Below are 18,155 nucleotides of genomic sequence, written 5' to 3' on the forward strand. Positions count from 1 at the left end.
CTTTTACAGCTAATAAACAGCCTTTTCGATGAAATCATTTTAAGCTTTTCAGCTATTTGGTCATCTATTCACAAAATATAGATATAAATGGCCATTACTGGCCATATTGGAGCACAATTATTCACATTATTTTTTCTGGTCAGTCCAGAGAAAGCTACCAATTGCAGGTAAAAGTAGTACTGCACCCAACATGTTAACCAAAAACATGAAGGTCAGAAGAATACCCATATCCACTTGGAACTTCAGATCAGAGAAAATCCATGTGCTAACACCAATGGCTAAGGTAATACCTGTGAACAGCACTGCACTACCACGCTCTGCTAACGCATTACGATAAGCCACTTCCAGTGCCACACCTTGTTTTAGCTGCCCCATCATTGATGAAAGTATGTAAATCCCGTAATCGACACCAATACCAACACCTAAAGCGATAACTGGTAATGTCGACACTGTTAAACCAATTTCAAGTTGTACCATCAACGCTTGCGCTAAGGTTGATACGATGTACAGAGGTAATACAACCGCTACCGTTGCCTTAACACTTCTAAAGCTAATTAAGCATAGCAGGATTACGGCGCCGTAAACGTAAAGCATCATAGGTAGCTGTGCAGCCGATACCGATTCGTTCGTTGCAGCCATTACACCGACAGGGCCTGACGCTAGCTTAAACTTTAATTCATCGGTTTCTTCAGCCTTAGCAAACTCTTTAACTTTAGCTACCACATGGTCAATCGTTTCTGCTTTGTGGTCATTTAAGAAAATAATCACAGGCATTACAGAGCAGTTACCATCGAGTAAACCTGAGCTTGTTTCAACCCGTGAAGTAGCTTGAACTAAACTTGCCGTATTGCGCGGCAGGCTTTGCCATTTTAAGTTACCTTCGTTGAAGCCGGCGTTCACAGATTGCGCAACTGAGCTTAAGCTCACAGCCGATTGTACCCCTGCAACGTTTTCCATCTGCCATTGGAAACGACTAATACGCTCCATAACATCATGCTCAGTACACGCTGCAGGATACGCTTCTACAATCACTTTTAGGATATCTGATGAAATAGTGTATTTATCAGAAATCAAAAAGGTGTCTTGGTTATAGCGGGCATCTTGGTGCAAAGATGGCGCACCAGCATGTAAGTCACCAATACGCATTTTGTCAGCTTGCCAGTAACCCACTGCAAATAACACAGCCGTAAAGACGATAATAAAACCAGCTGTTTTACGATCAGTCGCTTTTACTAATAGCTCGCGTAACTTGTCTAGTAGATTTGGTTTGTCTGTGTGAGTACCTGCTTGAATATGCACAGAGCCTTCAAAGCGCATGTACGATGCCCATACAGGTAATAAAATTAAGTTGGTGAAAATAATTACCGCTACACCTAAACTCGCTGTGATAGCAAGTTCACGAATAATACCAATATCAATGGTGAGTAAGGTTAAAAAACCAATTGTGTCTGATAGCAGTGCAATACCACCTGGGATCAGAAGTGCTCTAAAGCTTGCCTGACAACAAACCCGAGTTGAACTACCCGTAGACACTTTTTTACCGATGTCATTAATCATTTGCACGCCATGGCTTACACCAATTGCAAACACTAAAAACGGCACTAAAATAGACATAGGGTCTAAACCAAAGCCTAAGCTTGAAAGCAAGCCTAACTGCCAAACAACAGCAATGATTGAACAGGCAATTGGTAAAATTGTCAGTTTTAAAGAGTGGCAGAACAGCCAAACCATCACAAATGTGAAAGCAATGGCAATAGCAAAGAATAGCAGTACGCCCTTAGCACCCTCTGCGACATCCCCTGCCATTTTTGCAAAACCGATAATATGAATACTGACCTTGTCAGTACTTAGCGGTTCACGAACTTGTGTTTCTAACTTTTCAGCAAAGGCTAAAGTATCTAGTTTTTCTTGCGTTTGTGGATCAGTTTCGAGTAGCTGGGCTGTCACCATCGCACATGAGTAGTCACTGGCAATCATACGGCCAACGACTTTTGCTTTTTCGATGTTTTCTTTTACAACCGCAAGACCACGTTTATCAGCGGTAAAGTTTGCTGGAATAATTGGACCGCCAGCAAAACCATCTTCAACCACTTCAACAAAACGCGCACTCGGTGCGAAGATTGAATTAACTAACGGACGATTTACACCCGGAATAAAGTAGAGCTGATCATGAACTGCTTTAAGTTGGGTGAAAAATTCCTCATTAAAAATATCACCATCTGCATCACAGACAGAAATCAAAATGCTGTTAGCTCCGCCAAACTGTTTTTCATGTTTGGTGTAAACTTTCATGTAGTCATGATTAAGCGGAATATTTTTATTAAACGACGCGTCTAATTGAATTTGTGTTGCTTTGAATAATAAGAAACAAGTGATCAAAGCAAAGGAAATAATTGCGAATAAGCGATGACGAAACACCGCTCTTTCTAAAATATCTAAAAAACCACGCATTACGGATTCAACTCCTTCACTTTAATGCCATTTTCTGAAGCCATAACTAATTTGTCTTGAAACACAACACCATCAAGTAACGATTTACCATCGGCCATTTGTTGTTCTGATAATTGGCCATCCTCAATTTGGAAAATCACCCCGCTGTTGGCAAATAATAACCACTGGTTGTTGTATTTAATCGCGCTATTCACGGTTGCATAATTGTCGTGTGGTATTTGTTGCCATTGATCACTGCCAGCTTGGCGAGTGAAAATGTTGCCTCGAAGGCCTGCAACTAGGTCTTCACCACCTTGATCCGCAGTTGACGCAAACGTAAAGAAAGAGCCCATATAGATCTCTTCAAGACGCTGCCAGGTTTGACCATTGTCGAAACTTTGTGCCATTAAACCCATTTCACCGGCTAGAAATAGACTCTTATCGGTTTTAACGATGCGATTAAAATGCGGCAGTATTGAAGCAGTTTCAATTTCATAGCCTTCTGGGTCACTGTCTTTTAAATCATTTAGGTATTCACGGTCTTCTTCAAATAACAAACTATCTAAAAAACGTTTCTGCCAAGTTTGGCCACCATCGCTAGTTTCAAAAAACATTCCGTATGCACCAACTGCATAGCCATGTTTTTCAGTAGTAAATAAAATATCTAAACATGGCTTATCCATGTTTGGTAAAGATTGCTGTAACTGCCAGGTTTTTCCTGCATCTACAGTATTAATGATGGTTGCATCATGACCGCATGCCCAGCCTAAATCGTTATTATAAAAATCAACGGCTGTTAGCAGCACTTGAGTAGGCACACTGGCTTGTTGCCAAGTTTGAGCGTCTGTACTTGTGATAACCACACCGTGTTTACCAACTGCAATGAGATTTGGGCCAGCTAGTTCAATGTCGGTGAGAAGAGTTTTGTTTGCGTTAACAGCGCTAATCGCTTGTTGCGGCATAGGCATGTCTTGAGCAAAACATGAAGCACTATAAGCAAGACAGGCATAAAGCAAATACTTCATAAAGATAAATCGCCTTCGAAAAAATAAAAAGAGAAGTCAAAAAAGCCACTGAGAAATCTATTGCGTGTACTGATGACTTACGCGAATTGCAAAAGGCACCTGGGGTCAGGTGCCTTAATTTGATTAACGACCTTCGCGGCGTAATGCGCTTGAAGTAAACTCGTTATCGTTGAATGATTGTGAGAAATCATACATTTTTTCTTGGTTGTCTAAACCAATTGCTAAATAACGACGAGAGTTAAGGTCATGGTAAACTTCTAACGTACTCCAATGAGTTGGTACTTCATAGTAGTTAAGACCATGCGCCATCGCTACACGATACATTTGATCACGGTTATCATAGATATCCGTTACATGTACTTGCCAGCTATCTTCATCAATATAGAAAACACGTTTTTTATAGATATGACGCGTGCCATCTTTAAGGTTCGCTTCAACAACCCAAACACGGTGTTTTTCATAACGAACATGTTCAGGATTGATATGGCCTGCTTGCAGGATATCATCGTAGCTTAGTTTGTCGCTGTGAAGCTTATAGCTGTTATAAGGAATATATAGCTCTTGCTTACCTTTTAATGTCCAGTTGTAACGATTTGGAGAACCGTTGAACATATCAAAGTCATCAGTTGTACGTAAGCTATCAGCAGCTGTTCCCGGTGCATCATAGGCAACATTAGGTGCACGACGAACACGACGCTGACCTGAGTTGTATGTCCATGCTTGGCGTGGCGTTAAGATTTGGTCCATTGTTTCATGAACTAGTAACGCAGTACCAGCAAGACGCGCTGGCTCAGTTACTTTTTGCTTAAACTTAAACAAGATATTAGATTCTTGTAGCTTTTCAGGCGTTGCTTCAGGTGATGAATACTCAACTAACAGTTGCTCATCAAAACCTACATAATTATATGAACCAGATGCTGTCGGTGCAGCTTGGCCACCAGAACGCTCAATTGATAAACCACGGAAACGTAATAAGTGGTTCCAAATAGCTTCTAAGCCATCTTTAGGGATTGGGAACGGAACACCCACAGCGGTATTTTTAATACCGTTACCGCCCTCTACTAACTCAGCTGTCGTTGCATACTTTTTAGTTGCATCATATACAAACTGAGGATAAGACGCGCTACGACGAGTTGGATAGATGTTCATCTTAAACGTATCAGGATAGGTATTGAATAATTCAATTTGACCTGGGCTTAAGAAATCTTTGTACTCGGCTACATTCGATTTATCAATCGTAAATAAGATTTTATCATCAGCAAACGGATCAGGATGATGCATTCCCGGTTTATAACCAGCAGGTGGTTTTGTGATACCACCATCCCAAGCTGGGATAGAACCGTCTTTATTCGCAGCTTTTTCTGCGCCAATAGGTGTTAAATCTTTACCTAAACGTGCCGCTTCATCAGCGGTAATTTTTGCAAGTACACTTGAGCTTGCGAAAACGCCACAAAATGCTGCAGCAATGAGGGTAGGTTTTCTAATAATCATAATTTACCCTTAGATTGAATATTTAATATTGAAAGATACATAATCGCGGTCAGAGAAAGTATTCGTTGCGCCACCACCCCAGAATGAGTTGTAGCTAAAGTCGAACGACCACGCATTTTGATAGTTGAAGTTCATGGTAACACCGAGCGATTTACGGTCTTCAACAAATAAGAACATTGGATCAGGTGTAATACCATTCACATCGTGCGAGAACACAAAACGTGGTGAGAAGTTAACACCACTGAAGAAGTTATAATAATCACCTTTCGCAATTAAACGATAACCCCACGCAGAAGCCGTTGGGAACGGGTTCGTTTCAGGACCATTAGAAAGACCTAAGTGCAGTGTTGAATAATCATCACTTAATGGGCCTTGCATAATACCGCTTCGACCAGTACCAGCAACATTTAAACGAAGCTCATCGTAATCTGGCATATCGTTAATGCGTACACCACCAATTTCACCAACTACCGCCCAGCTATCAGCTCCAAGTGAAGGGCCAAATAAGTGTGTTGCTGTAAATTGTAATTGTGCAGTGTTACGTAGGATAAATCCTTGTGCTACTTCACCAGGGCCTACAACGCTTGTAGCATCGCCTGGGCTCATTTGTGAAATACCAGCAAAGTCAGGACGAATACCTGCAACTGCTAATTGCTCAGGCATACCCGCATATAACAGCTCTACGTCATCAATTTGCAGAGGCTCATCTTGGCGGAATGCAAATTCACCAGCAAGTGCCGTTTCGCCTACAGATGTGTTGAAGCTAAGACCGTACAGTTTAATATCTTCAGGGTATTCTAACTGGCCTTTAGTGAATGCTTGAAGATTAGTTACATTATCTTCTGTGATATCTGTTGTTAATAACATACCGATATCAGCAGCGATTGCCGCATCAGTGAAGTTTGATACCTGACCAGAAATTACCGGACGACGGCTATGATAGTTAATGTGGTATAACGCCACTTCAGTGTCGTTTAATTCAGGTAAGTACATACCTAAACGTAAACCATACTGGCCACCATCGTCTGGCTCGTTTTTACCTGCACCACCTTTGCCTTTTAACGCCACTTTGGTTGGGTAAGCTAAGTACATTTGCGCCATCATTGCTTGGCCTTGTGCTGATGTAGGATCAACACCTTGCGAGCGAACAATGTCATCTAAATTATTTAAGCTTTCAGTTAAGAATGCTAAATCAATATCCGGGTTAGACGTGAAGCCCAATTGAATATTTTGCTGATAACCATTTTCTGACGCGAAATCGTTCGTCGAGAAGTATGTACCAGCCGCTGGAAGACGTGTTTCATGCCATTGATATTGGTAGAAACCTTCTAGCGTTAAATTATCTGTGATGCCTAGTGATGCCCAAAGCATACCAACAGGTATGAAAGCTTCTTTTAACTCTGCACCTGGCGCTTTTAAACGATCGATATCAACTGGGTTAACGTTAATACCATGAGAAATCAAGGTACTCTCACCCCAGTTCACAACTTGTTGGCCTAAACGAATAGATAGCGGGTTACGGCCTTCATTTAAATCAAAGTTTGCCCATACATAAGCGTCTAGTAAACGTAAATCAGCACACACTTGTTCTTTTGTGTCGTCATCGTCACATGGGTCTACTTTGTTACCTGATGTTGGGTTGCTATAAGCGTAATCACCATCCATCAAGGCAAAGTCGTAAAAGTACATAAAGCGAGTGAAGAAACCAAAATTATCTTTGCTGATTGATAACTCATGGTTACCTTTTAATAATTTTGAGAATGAATCACCACTATCAAAATTGAGGTTACCTGCATCACCATTATTTGAGTATGCACCTGGTTGGTTCCATACATCAGCAGAAGAATAAATTGGATTTAAAGCAGAATGATAACCCGTCCAGTCAAATGAAGGATTATTACTCTTACCTATATGTTGAAAATCTCGGTCTTCAACACGAATGCTTTGGCCATAAGAGAAGTTAGAGTCAAAACGTATATCGAAGTCACCTAACTCAAAGTTTGCCGCATGCAAAGATGTGCTTGAGAGTCCGAGTGTAGCCGCCGCGAGTCCCAAAGCTATTTTGTTTTTAACAAAAAGCGATCGTTTTATCATTGTGTTCATCCCCCTGTAACGGGTTGTTTTGTGATCAAATTGTTGTTTTTAGTATCTTTCTAACGATAGAAGCGAAACAGTAAAATTACAATATAGAACGCGTTCAATCGGTTAATATTTATTTAAAAATGTGACGTTTACGTATTGGTAAGACGTCATACCAGATATTTTATACACGTAAATTAACAATAGAACAAATCGAATTAACAAAAATATAATAAATTTAGCGAATTGGGGACAGTGAAATTTAGCATTTTGGACGACAAATATTACAAAAAAAGCAGCTATTGCTGCTTTTTTAACTAATTTTCTCGAGTTTTAAAAACTGATTTTCAGCCGTTAATGTCAACCTAAAGCGCCCTCTTATTCCTAGTGAAGAAATAAAAGGACGCAAATGGTGAGCGTCAAAGCGAACTGTCTTGCCACCATCCTCTGTAACTTGCACAGATTTATATTTACCATGATAGTAATCAAGACACTCTGAGTAACTCAGATACAAGGCAAAATAGTACTCTGTCATTAACTTTCGAGTGCTTTCTCTACTTTTTCAAACAGATCATCACTAAGGCCGTCTAAATCAGCTAAACGTTGAAGTTGTGCTTTCATTGCCGCAGAACGATTTTCATCATAGCGTTTCCATGACATAAATGGCGTTAGCATGCGTGATGCATTTTGCGGATTAATATCGTTAAGCTTCACTAATAAGTCACCTAATAGCTGATACCCTTCACCATCGGCTCGATGGAATTGAGTGATATTAAAGTGGCTAAAGCTACCAACCAAAGCTCGCACACGGTTAGGATTACCAAAGTCAAAACTTGGGTGATCATAGAGCGCTTTAATATCGCTGATACTCGATGCTGAATCTTTCATCGCTTGCAGTGCAAACCATTTATCCATAACGAGCACATCATGACGCCATTTGGCATCAAACTCTGTTAAAAGCGTATCACATAGTGAGTGATTTGCTTTTACAACAGCACTTAATGCAGCAAGTGCATTAGTCATATTATTACTGTGGGCAGACTCTTCGATAAGGCCATTAACGTCGCTGTGATTTGTTTTCGCTAAATAGTGTAAACAAAGTTGCTTAAGAGCACGCACTGCAACGGCTGTAGCAGATGTTGAACCATCATCTTCAAGCGCGTTATAACAATTAACCAATGATTCTGTTAGGAAGTTGGCAATTTGCGATTCAAATGCATTTTGAACAGCAATAATGTCATCAACAGGGATGACGGCATATTCTGCTGCAAGAGTATCGTAGCTAGGCAGTTTTAACAGCTCCGCAATCAGCGCAAGGTCACCTTCACGATTATCAACTAGTAGCTTTAATGCCGACAATATATCATCCGATAAGCAAGCTTCACCACTGGCAATCGCCGCTTTCATTTCATTAGTAAATAAGCGCTGCTGAGCATCCCAACGTGAAAAGTCACTGCGAGCAAAACGCATAATATGTAACAGATCCGCTGCAGATGTATTTTGATTAACGATGCATGGCGCAGAGAAATCTTCTAGTAGCACTGCGACTGGGCGCTGTTTAATGCCCTCGAAAACAAATTGCTGTGTTTTTTCTGTGACATTCAATACCGAATCTTGTGGCTGATTATCAATCACAAGTGGTAGCGACTGCCCTTCACTATCTAAAAGTTCAATAGCAAAAGGAATATGCAGTAAGGCATTGTTAGGCTGATTATCAGGTGCAAACTGCTCAATGCTTAATGTGAAAGTTTGGTTTTGTTCATCATACGCTTGCTCTACATTGAGCTTAGGTGTACCCGCTTGACTATACCAGCGCTTAAATTGCGTTAAATCAATGCAAGACGCATCACTCATGGCAGCGACAAAATCATCACAAGTAACTGCTTGTCCGTCATGGCGCTCGAAATACAATGCCATACCTTGTTGGAACTTTTCTTCTCCAAGTAAGGTGTGCATCATGCGAATAACTTCAGCCCCTTTGTCATACACAGTCACTGTATAAAAGTTATTCATTTCAATGACTTTTTCAGGGCGAATTGGGTGAGCCATAGGGCCTGCATCTTCACTAAATTGGTGAGTACGCATTACTTTAACCGCATCAATACGATTAAGCGCACGTGAGCCTAAGTCGCTACTAAACTCTTGGTCACGGAAAACCGTTAAGCCTTCTTTTAAAGACAACTGGAACCAGTCACGGCAAGTCACACGGTTGCCGGTCCAGTTATGGAAGTACTCGTGACCTACAATTGATTCAATCGTATGGTAATCTTTGTCTGTAGCTGTTTCTTGATTAGCAAGAACACATTTAGAGTTAAAGATATTCAGGCCTTTATTTTCCATTGCGCCCATGTTGAAGAAATCAACGGCAACAATCATGTAAATATCTAAATCGTATTCAAGGTTAAAGCGCTCTTCATCCCATTGCATTGATTTCTTTAAAGAAGTCATGGCATGAGGCGTTTTTGATAAATTACCTTTATCAACAAACAAGGCTAATTCAACTTTTCGTCCAGACTGCGTCGTGTAATGGTCACGTAATACGTCAAAATCACCGGCGACTAATGCAAATAAGTAGCTAGGCTTTTTAAATGGGTCTTGCCATTTTACAAAATGACGACCGTCATCTAAGTTACCTGATTCAATTTGGTTACCATTAGACAGCAAGTGAGTGTACTTTTTGTCGGCAATAATGGTTACATCAAAGCTAGCAAGCACGTCTGGGCGGTCAAGGTAATAAGTAATCTTTCTAAAACCTTCTGCCTCACATTGCGTACAATAAGCACCACCCGACAAGTACAAACCTTCTAACGAGGTATTCGTTTGCGGGTCAATATGGTTTTCAATTTTCAGAATAAAGCTTTCAGGTAAGTTATGAATGATCAGCTTTTCATCTTCAAGCGTGTAATCATCATACGCTTTGTCATCAACCATCAATGAAATTAGCGTTAAATCAACACCATCTAGCGCAAGATCTGCATTGCTTTCATCGGTACGATTGATTGTCATTGTTGACTGCACTGATGTTTTTAAAGGGGCTAATTCGAAGCGTAAATCGATGTGTTGGATTGAGAATTGTGGGGCTTGGTAATCTTTTAAATATTGAGCTTGAGGTTTACTCGTAGCAGACATTACTGACTCCAAATGGCCCTGCTTAGCAGGGCCTAAATAGTTTATTCGGCGTTAGCTTCTTGTTTAAGATGTTTTGGGGTAATACGTAAAATTTTAATACCAAAATAGGCATAAACAACCGCTAAGAATGGATTAATTAAATTAAAGAACGCGTACATTGCATAGTCAAATGGATTGATTAGTAAAACACTTTGCATATAGGCACCACAGGTATTCCAAGGAATAAGTGGGCTAGTAATTGTGCCACCATCTTCTAATGTGCGAGATAAATTTACAGGCTTTAAACCGCGTTTTTCATATTCGTCTTTAAACATACGACCAGGAACAACAATCGCGATATATTGGTCAGCTGCAACCGCATTGGTACCAATACACGTTGCAATCGTTGCAGTGATAAGAGAACCTGTGCTTTTAGCAATCTTTAAGATGCTCTTAACGAACATATCAAGTAAGCCGGTTTTTTCCATGATAGCGCCAAACATCAAGGCCGTCATAATCAGCCAAGTGGTTGTTAGCATGCCAGCCATACCACCACCGCTTAATAGTGAATCCATTTTTTCATCGCCAGTGTCAATGCTGAAACCATCGAAGAATGTTGTCCAAACTAATTTGAAGTAACCAATTGCTTGGCCTTGTGATGCATCAATTTGGCTATTTATTAAATCTGATTGAAATAACATAGCCCAAATCGCACCTAGCACCGCACCAATCGAAATAGCAGGGAAAGCTGGCATTTTACGAATTGCTAAAAACAATAACACCACCAGTGGTACTAGCATTTCAAAACCAATATTAAAGTTTTGCTCTAATAAATTAACGATTTCATCAATACGTCCAGCTTCAGCTGAACCACCGGCATTAAAGCCCATAAAGATAAAAATGATTAACGCAATAATGAAGCTTGGCACTGTAGTCCAAAGCATGTGATGGATATGCTCAAATAAATCAGCCCCAGCCACTGCTGGTGCTAAGTTCGTTGTTTCAGAAAGCGGGCTTAATTTATCACCAAAGTAGGCACCAGAAATGACCGCACCTGCCGTGACGACTTGCTCTAACCCAAGACCAGTTGCAACACCTAATAACGCCACACCGATAGTCGCAGCTGTAGTCCAAGAGCTACCAATACTCATAGCCACAATGCCACAAATCAAACAGCTAGCGGCATAGAACCAGCTTGGATTGATAATTTGTAAGCCATAGTAAATTAGAGTGGGTACAGTTCCTGATAACAGCCAAGTACCGATTAAGGCACCCACCATTAACAGTATAATGATTGCTCCAAGGGATAAGGTGATCCCCTCAATCATGGCTTGTTCTAGTTTCTTCCAGGTGTAACCATTTTTTAAGCCAATTAATGCCGCGGTAAAGGTAGCGAATAATAAAGCGATTTGGTTAGGACCCGATGATGAGTTATCACCGAATAAATAAACAGCAGCGCCTAGTAGGCACACGAGCACTGTAATTGGGATTAAGGCATCTAAAAAACTGGCCTGTTTAATTGGCTTCTCTTCAATTGAATTCAAAAGATAGTCTCCTACACGTCTTATGTGGCGTGTTTAATTATTATTGTAAGCTTTGACGCAAAACTTCAGTGGCCTTATGCAGCCAGATTTTGTGATTATACCAATCTAACCTGTTTTAGGTAGCAAAAAAGGCGCTTAAGCGCCTTTTTATTAATCGATATTGCTAATTAATTGCTAATTATTTCTTAGCGATACGACCATATTTTATATAATCTTGGGTGATTAATGCCGCTTCTTCTAAGAAAGGGTCTAGCTCGTCAAGGCTATCAGGTAAATCGTCAAGCTTCTCTACTGGCTTTTCACCAAGGCGAACAAGTCGTTCATTAGCACGTTCTAACGCGCGTTCTTCACCTTCGTCTTTCTCTTTTAGACGGGTCGCTTCAACCAATGAGATAGTCTTACGGTCTTTCTCTTCTTGATAGCGCTCAATGTCAGCAAACACATAACCAAATTCAGGCTCATCTGCAATACGCGCATCATGAAGCTTATTAACGTAAGCAATCGCTGGTTTTAGGTTATCAACAGAGTTGTACTTAGCACGTATGATGCTATCCCAAGGTAGCGCGTTGTCTTGTTGACTCTCGCCCCACTCTGATGGCTCAATTGCCGATGGGAATGACACATCTGGAATCACGCCTTTGTGCTGTGTGCTTCCGCCATTAATTCGGTAGAATTTTGCAATGGTATACTGCACGCTACCTAATGGATGGTCGTATAAGTCATAAGCACGGCCAAGTGGTTTGTGCTGCTGTACAGTACCCTTACCAAAGGTTTGCTCACCAATCACAATAGCACGGCCGTAATCTTGCATCGCTGCTGCAAAAATCTCTGAGGCAGATGCACTGTAGCGATCAACTAACACAGTCAATGGGCCATCATAAAAAGTGACGCCGTCACGGTCTTTTTGCTCTTCAATACGATTATTTAGCGTATGAATTTGTACTACAGGACCTTGATCGATAAATAAGCCAGAAAGCTGCGTCGCTTCGTAAAGTGAACCGCCGCCGTTTTGACGTAAATCGATGATGATACCGTCTACTTTGGCTTCTTTTAATTTTGCAATTTCAACTTTAACGTCTTGCGATAAATTATTATAGAAACCAGGGATTTCAATCACACCAATTTTGCTGGTTAAGTCTGAATATTTTGCTTCAAATACTTCAGATTTTGCAGCGCGGTCTTCTAAGCGAATTTTATCACGCGTGATTTCAACCACTTTTGGTGTCCCGTGAGCATCTGCACCTTTTAAGTATTGCAGGCGAACTTTTGTGCCTTTAGGGCCTTTGATTAAATCAACTACGTCATCTAAACGCCAGCCAATCACATCAACAAAGTCTTCACCTTCTTGGGCAACACCAATGATACGGTCATCTGCTTTAATTTGTTCAGACTTATCAGCCGGGCCGCCAGGTACTAAGCTACGGATTACCGTGTAATCTTCGTCATAACTGAGTACCGCACCAATACCTTCTAATTCAAGATCCATGTCCATCTTGAATTGCTCAGCGCGACGAGGTGATAAATAAGAGGTATGCGCTTCAATGCTTCGTGCGAATGAATTCATCACGATTTGAAAAGCATCTTCACTGTTCGTTTGTACTAAACGCTTTTGCGCGTTGTGGTAACGTTTAGTCAAGACTTCTTTAATGCCTTGCCAATCTTTACCAGTCATTTTTAATCGTAAAGCATCGTATTTTACGCGCTGACGCCAAAGTTCATCAAGCTCTGCTTGGCTTGTTGCCCAATTTGCGTCTTCGCGGTCAAACAGATACTCATCTTCTTTATCGAACTTCATTTCGTTTTCAAGTAACGATAATGAATAGTCATAGCGTTCAAAACGACGTTTTAAACTTAAGTTAAAAATATCAAAGGCAAATCCCAATTTACCTGTCGACAATGCATTATCAAACTGGTCTTTATATTGCTCAAACGAGGCAATGTCAGAGGCTAAAAACACATTTTTATTGTAGTCGAGAGATTCAATGTAACGATCAAAAACCTTCTCAGATAATTCATCGTTAAATTTAATTGGTTTGTAGTGTGCACGAGTAAATAAGTTTGTCACCCGTTTGCTTGCCGTACTATGTTGGCTTTCTTGCTTGAGTACTGGCAGGTCTTTTTCAGTCAGATTGTCTGAAGATGCCAATAATGAACCTGAAAACAGGGCAGCGACTAACGGAATGAGCGTAAACTTTTTACTCATACACAACTCCTTTATTTTTTACAGCTATTAAATGATATACAGGCTGTCTGCTTTGGTCTTAACTTGCATCCCTGTTACTAACTCAACGTGAACTTCATCTTTATTCACTTCAGTAATAACCGCGTTTACAAGTGCTTGGCCAAGTTTAACTTTAACTTTGCTATTAACCTTGACCTCTGAGGCAGGTAAAGGTTCAACTTTTCCTGAACGTTTTGCAGGAGCAGCTTTAGCAGGCTTATTATTTACTTTAGCGCCTTTTTCGCCAGATTTAGCGTGGTGGCCACTATTCTTTTTGTAAGATTTTGTGTCACCGTCTTTGCGTGGACGTTGTGGCTTCTTACGCTTCGCCATTTTAGCGCGGCTTTCTTCTAACGCTTTTTGTGCGTGCTCAATGTGCTCTTGTTCTACTTTTTCGTCTTGATTACCATCAAGATCGATACGGAACTCAGACTTAGTCACAGCTTCTAAATAGCGCCAGTTTGAGGTGTACTTTCTTAGTGCTTGACGAACCTGAGTTTTACTTACTTTCTCAGAACCTTCAATACGCTCAGCGATATCTTTAAAAATACCAACTTTAAGCGGCTGAATACCGTCTTTTTGTTTAAAACATTTTGGAAATTCTTGGTATAAGAAATCCAGTACTTCATTAATATCTTTTAGCTTGTTTGTGGTTTCCATGTTAGAACCTTTTATTACATCTTTTCATCAAGTGATGAATCGACATAGTGTGTTACCCAGTCGGTCAACTCTTCGAAGTCCGCTTCAATAAGCGCTAAATCACCACGAAGGTGTTCCCAAATACCATTTATAATTTCATCAATTGATTCACAGTCAAGGTCATCCGGTAGACGTTCCCATGCCATATGAATCAAGTCGTTGAGCCTTTCGGCAACAACTTCTTCTTCCCCTTCCCAATCACCAACATCTTGGATTGCAAAGAGGTAATCTTGCACATTTAGCAGATCTTTCATTTTAGATTTGCCTCAAAGCATTTTACCAATGCTTCTAAACCAGCTTGATCATCAGCATCGAATCGCGCAATGCTTGGGCTGTCGATATCAAGTACAGCAAATACTTTACCGTCTTTGAAAATCGGCACAACTACTTCAGAGTTAGATGCAGCATCACAGGCAATATGACCAGCAAATGCATGCACGTCTTCAATGAGTTGTGTTTGTTGTGTTTGCGCGGCAGTTCCACATACCCCTTTACCTACTGGAATACGGATACATGCAGGATTACCTTGAAACGGCCCTAGCACTAATTCTTCAGGTGAATCCATTAAATAAAAGCCCGCCCAATTGATATCCTCTAAAGAGGTAAATAACAGCGCACTAATATTTGCCATGTTGGCAATAACATTTGATTCACCAGTGATTAGCGACTCAGTTTGTTTAACTAATGACTGGTAAAAATCTTGCTTTTGCATACCAAACTACTTCTTATTAAACATACAGTAGCTAAAGGTACTCTTTGTAGACGACAAATGAAACCTTTTGAGGGCAAAAAAAAACATTTTGCCCTCAATTTCAGTCAGCTTGATTAAATATTCTGCTATTGATGAGAAGATTGTGTTGTAAGGCCCTGTCTTAAACCAAATAAAAACAGTCCAGCTGCCAGAGCAGACATCACAGCATTGACTATAAAAGCCATACCTGTTGTAGCGCTAAGTAAGTAGCTGAATATAGCGCCACCTAGTAAGCCAAGTGTCAGAACACCTGAATAATTAACCTTTGCATACTTATACATAAGTAAATAACCCGGCACCACAAACGCTGCCATAGTTAGACCTACAATGTGGGCATTGGCGATTGCGCTAACGAATAAGTTAAAGAAAATGTTTAAACCATTTCCTTCAAGTGTAAACGCATAATAAAGGCCTAAGATACAACCGATGATCACAGGCGATAATAAAGAAAGTCCTACACTCTTTGCTAAACGATGTTTCATAAATTCCCTAATGTCACAAAGATAATACGAGAAGTGTTAAGCATGGACTAACTAGTTAAAATGCGAAATATCGACAATAGTCGTAATTTGCAGAACAAATGAAAAGCACAAGAAACAAAAAAGCCGCTGAATAAATTCAGCGGCTTCAATGATGGTGGAGAGATAGGGATTTGAACCCTAGAGGGGCTACAAACCCCTGCCGGTTTTCAAGACCGGTGCATTCGACCACTCTGCCATCTCTCCGAATGCGAAAACCTACCCGCTTACGCCAGTAGTAAAAATAATGGTGGAGAGATAGGGATTTGAACCCTAGAGGGGCTACAAACCCCTGCCGGTTTTCAAGACCGGTGCATTCGACCACTCTGCCATCTCTCCGACGGCGTGCATAATAGATAAAGCGGCCGTGCTTGTGAAGCTTTTTTTTCAAAAAACTGTTTAAGTGATTAAAAAACAATTAATTTGCTCAGCATTAGTACAACAGCGTTTAGATTGTGCGCAACATTGAACTTTTCTATTATTTATCTTGTCTATTGATCCACAATAGTTTGCCCAAATATATAACTCTTGATAGGCTTAGTTCAGTTTAATAATTGGAACTAACGAACGTATAAGTTCATTTAAAGGAGCTCTAACAATGGCGTTTAATCAATCGTACAATACTGCAAGACCAGTAATGTCGACTATTGAAACCAATAAAGTTTTAAAGAATACCTATTTCTTACTGGCGATGACACTGGCATTTAGCGCAGTGACAGCAGGTATATCAATGGCAATGAATCTACCTTATTTTATGGGGTTAGTATTTAGTTTGATTGCATTCGGTGTGCTTTTTGTTGTTAACAAAAAGGCAGACAGTGCTTCAGGTGTTGCTTGGGTATTTGTTTTCACAGGTTTAATGGGCGCAGGACTTGGTCCAATGCTTAACTACTACGCTGCAATGCCAAATGGTCCTATGCTTATTATGCAAGCGTTAGGCTCTACTGCGTTAATCTTCTTTGGTTTGTCGGCTTATGCGCTTACCACTAAAAAAGACTTCTCATTCATGGGTGGCTTTTTAACTGTGGGTTTAATCGTGGTTATTATTGCAAGCCTAGTTAACTTATTTATTGGCAGCTCAATTACCTTTATGGTTATTAATGCTGCAGTTGTGCTAATTATGTCTGGTTTAATCTTATTTGACACTAGCCGTATCATTAATGGCGGCGAGACTAATTACATCCGCGCAACAGTTGCTTTATATCTGAACGTGTATAATTTATTTACGTCTCTTCTTCACCTACTTGGTGCAAGTGATGACTAATTAAATAGTTCTGCTAAAATAGCCCCTTTCTAGGGGCTTTTTTATTGGATGCGTTTTGGCACAATTTGTACTTTCTCTTCATACCGCGCCGACCGATCACGACACAACTCAACGGCTAATTAAATTTGCACAGGCCTGTCTTGACTCTGGTCACTCAATTGCAGCTATCTTTCTTTATCAGGCTGGTGTTTACCACGCAAGTAACCATTTAGAACTTGCCAGCGACGAGCTTCCAATTAATCGTTTGTGGCAATCGTTAAGTGAGCAAGAGATCCCTCTATTGCTATGTGTCACTGCTGCTGAAAAGCGTGGCTTAGATATCGATAACACAGGCGTTTTTACCGTCGCTGGACTTGCAGAATTTGCGATGCTTGTCAGTGAAGCGGATAAATGGGTGCAATTTAAATGAAAAACATTTTAGTAATAAGCCAACATAGCCCATTTGATGATCAACATATTCGTGAATCACTCGACACGACACTGATTTTTGCTGCTATTGAACAAAACATTAGTTGGCTTCTAAGTGGTGAGGCTGTTTTAGCTTTGAAAAAAAATCAACAACCAGAGCAACTTGGCATAAAAAACTATTTTAAAACCATTAAAACCCTTGAGTTATACGATGTTGAAAACATATATGTATGTGAAAAGTCGTTGATGGATTTTAACCTTTCAGAAGATAGTCTGATTATCGATGTTAAAGTAGCTAACTTTGAGCAACAGCGAGACTTAATTAGCCAACAGCATCAGGTGGTGACCTTATGAGTACCTTGCATATTTTTTCAAAACCCTTAGCTCACTATTGCAATAATATGTTGGCAAATTTAATTTCTTCGCAAGATACAGTACTACTTGTTAGTGACGCTTGTTATAGCAACATGCAGTTTAAGCAGTTCTCTTCAGCAATTCATTTACTTGAAGAAGATGCTGCAGCCCGTGATATTTCATTTAATCAAGGCGATATCGCAATAAACTACGCGCAGTTTGTAGACATGACTTTAAACGCAAAAAACACGATTACTTGGTAA

General features: G+C 40.3%; 16 protein-coding genes and 2 tRNA genes. 4 read left to right on the plus strand and 14 right to left on the minus strand.

Annotation, left to right across the window (positions count from 1 at the left end):
* Positions 1-126: 126 nt before the first annotated feature.
* The 14 genes from PASHI_RS02520 to PASHI_RS02580 all read right to left on the minus strand — a co-directional run bounded on the left by PASHI_RS02520 (position 127) and on the right by PASHI_RS02580 (position 16,205).
* Complete coding sequence (locus tag PASHI_RS02520) at positions 127-2,451, minus strand: efflux RND transporter permease subunit (RefSeq protein WP_054551390.1); 2,325 nt, start codon at positions 2,449-2,451, stop codon at positions 127-129.
* On the minus strand, positions 2,451-3,455 hold the full coding sequence (locus tag PASHI_RS02525) for a WD40/YVTN/BNR-like repeat-containing protein (RefSeq protein ID WP_062564476.1): 1,005 nt from the start codon (positions 3,453-3,455) through the stop codon (positions 2,451-2,453). Before PASHI_RS02525 ends, PASHI_RS02520 begins: the two co-directional genes overlap by 1 nt.
* Before the next feature lie 123 nt (positions 3,456-3,578).
* Positions 3,579-4,943, minus strand: a complete 1,365-nt coding sequence (locus tag PASHI_RS02530) for a DUF1329 domain-containing protein (protein ID WP_062564587.1) — start codon at positions 4,941-4,943, stop codon at positions 3,579-3,581.
* A gap of 12 nt (positions 4,944-4,955) precedes the next feature.
* Entirely contained in the window at positions 4,956-7,040 is a 2,085-nt protein-coding gene (locus tag PASHI_RS02535) for a DUF1302 domain-containing protein (protein ID WP_062564477.1), read from the minus strand.
* A gap of 298 nt (positions 7,041-7,338) precedes the next feature.
* A complete protein-coding gene (locus PASHI_RS21760) occupies positions 7,339-7,560 on the minus strand; it encodes a DUF2835 domain-containing protein (protein ID WP_082401568.1) in 222 nt (73 codons plus the stop codon).
* Positions 7,560-10,154 (minus strand): aminopeptidase N, encoded by a 2,595-nt coding sequence (pepN, locus tag PASHI_RS02540; RefSeq protein ID WP_062564478.1) that lies wholly within the window; start codon positions 10,152-10,154, stop codon positions 7,560-7,562. Before pepN ends, PASHI_RS21760 begins: the two co-directional genes overlap by 1 nt.
* 41 nt (positions 10,155-10,195) lie before the next feature.
* Positions 10,196-11,677 (minus strand): Na+/H+ antiporter NhaC, encoded by a 1,482-nt coding sequence (gene nhaC / locus PASHI_RS02545; RefSeq protein ID WP_054561590.1) that lies wholly within the window; start codon positions 11,675-11,677, stop codon positions 10,196-10,198.
* Positions 11,678-11,855: 178 nt separating this feature from the next.
* Entirely contained in the window at positions 11,856-13,880 is a 2,025-nt protein-coding gene (prc, locus tag PASHI_RS02550) for a carboxy terminal-processing peptidase (protein ID WP_062564479.1), read from the minus strand.
* Between the two features lie 27 nt (positions 13,881-13,907).
* On the minus strand, positions 13,908-14,558 hold the full coding sequence (proQ, locus tag PASHI_RS02555) for an RNA chaperone ProQ (RefSeq protein ID WP_055022158.1): 651 nt from the start codon (positions 14,556-14,558) through the stop codon (positions 13,908-13,910).
* 14 nt (positions 14,559-14,572) lie between these two features.
* Positions 14,573-14,851, minus strand: a complete 279-nt coding sequence (locus PASHI_RS02560) for a hypothetical protein (RefSeq protein ID WP_054561593.1) — start codon at positions 14,849-14,851, stop codon at positions 14,573-14,575.
* Entirely contained in the window at positions 14,848-15,309 is a 462-nt protein-coding gene (locus tag PASHI_RS02565) for a GAF domain-containing protein (protein WP_054561594.1), read from the minus strand. The genes PASHI_RS02560 and PASHI_RS02565 overlap by 4 nt, the downstream gene beginning before the upstream one ends.
* A 125-nt stretch (positions 15,310-15,434) precedes the next feature.
* Complete coding sequence (locus PASHI_RS02570) at positions 15,435-15,830, minus strand: hypothetical protein (protein ID WP_054561595.1); 396 nt, start codon at positions 15,828-15,830, stop codon at positions 15,435-15,437.
* Between the two features lie 152 nt (positions 15,831-15,982).
* A tRNA-Ser gene (locus tag PASHI_RS02575) sits at positions 15,983-16,073 on the minus strand.
* A gap of 41 nt (positions 16,074-16,114) precedes the next feature.
* A tRNA-Ser gene (locus tag PASHI_RS02580) sits at positions 16,115-16,205 on the minus strand.
* 259 nt (positions 16,206-16,464) lie between these two features.
* Here PASHI_RS02580 and PASHI_RS02585 point away from each other — a divergent pair.
* From PASHI_RS02585 to PASHI_RS02600, 4 genes are read left to right on the plus strand one after another with little or no spacing between them, the layout of a single operon-like run.
* Positions 16,465-17,130, plus strand: a complete 666-nt coding sequence (locus tag PASHI_RS02585; RefSeq protein ID WP_062564480.1) for a Bax inhibitor-1/YccA family protein — start codon at positions 16,465-16,467, stop codon at positions 17,128-17,130.
* A 55-nt stretch (positions 17,131-17,185) separates the two neighbouring features.
* Positions 17,186-17,539: a sulfurtransferase complex subunit TusD gene (gene tusD / locus PASHI_RS02590; protein WP_054551401.1), complete on the plus strand. Its 354-nt coding sequence runs from the start codon at positions 17,186-17,188 to the stop codon at positions 17,537-17,539.
* Positions 17,536-17,892, plus strand: a complete 357-nt coding sequence (gene tusC / locus PASHI_RS02595) for a sulfurtransferase complex subunit TusC (protein ID WP_058585115.1) — start codon at positions 17,536-17,538, stop codon at positions 17,890-17,892. Before tusD ends, tusC begins: the two co-directional genes overlap by 4 nt.
* A 47-nt stretch (positions 17,893-17,939) precedes the next feature.
* Entirely contained in the window at positions 17,940-18,155 is a 216-nt protein-coding gene (locus PASHI_RS02600; protein ID WP_244269368.1) for a DsrH/TusB family sulfur relay protein, read from the plus strand.

It is taken from the genome of Pseudoalteromonas shioyasakiensis (assembly GCF_001550135.1).
GTDB lineage: Bacteria > Pseudomonadota > Gammaproteobacteria > Enterobacterales > Alteromonadaceae > Pseudoalteromonas > Pseudoalteromonas shioyasakiensis.